General features: G+C 54.3%; 1 protein-coding gene. It reads right to left on the reverse strand.

The features are described 5' to 3' along the window. Positions 1-63 precede the first annotated feature (63 nt). On the reverse strand, positions 64-240 hold the full coding sequence (locus HMPREF3098_RS11600) for a hypothetical protein (RefSeq protein WP_168156027.1): 177 nt from the start codon (positions 238-240) through the stop codon (positions 64-66). Positions 241-903 lie beyond the last annotated feature (663 nt).

A 903-nucleotide genomic window follows, 5' to 3' on the forward strand; every position in this document is an offset into this window, starting at 1 on the left:
TGATTTCTCAGTCCAACTAATGGGGAGCAGTTCAAAGAGGGAGCGGGGATTCATTGAGAATGCTTAGGAGGGCCTATTTTTAGGCATGGTGCGCAAGCGTATTCCCGCAGCGAGAGTGCAGAGGATCATGCCGCAGATACCAATGATGATATCCACCTTGTCGGCAATGAAGAGACCAATGAGGGTTACTCCAGCAATAAGGAGAACGATCGACAGAAAAGGGATGCGTTCCTCTTTCATGATCTATCTTGTCCTTAGCTTTATTCTTGAGGGGTGCAAGCAGGGACAGGGAGGCCGGGTACTTGCCAAATAATAATTCCTTGGTCGTTCCAATCGCACAAGTTACCAGCGGCAGCTAGTGCTGTCAGCCCTGCCGCCACCCATCCTGCGGGGCCTGCAATGCCTTCGCTAGCCAGCACGGCCGCTACTCCAGCTATGCCGCCTCCAGCTCCGACAACTTTGGAGACCTTGGACAGAGCGTCATGGCTGATGTAGACCCTTTGTATCGGGCCCCATCCGTCGATCTTGGTTTCATTTCCGTAGGTGGTGATAGGTGGGGTTTCGCCATTAGCTTGTGAAGCATTGGCAATGGGGATGAATTCGTCGATGCGAGCGGCAGCGTCTTTGTTGGCGCGACGTTCGCCGTCTGGGATGTTTTCAGAGACGGTGCCGTCGTCTGATGTTTGGATATACCGCCCTAGTTTTTCGAATGCGAGGCGGTCTGCTTCGGATCGGTATTCGATACGAGTCTTTTCGTCGTGCTGGGAAGAAGCAGCGCTGTTAGTAGGTTTTGCGGAATCGTTTGCGGGGGCAGCTTGGGCTGCTGGCGCAAAGATGAACGTGCAGGCGACGGCGGCGGTTATGCGGCCCTTCGCGATTTAGAGTGCGTTGATCCGGGTGTGC

Origin of the sequence: Corynebacterium sp. HMSC28B08 (assembly GCF_001806865.1) — a bacterium.
GTDB classification, from domain to species: domain Bacteria; phylum Actinomycetota; class Actinomycetes; order Mycobacteriales; family Mycobacteriaceae; genus Corynebacterium; species Corynebacterium auriscanis.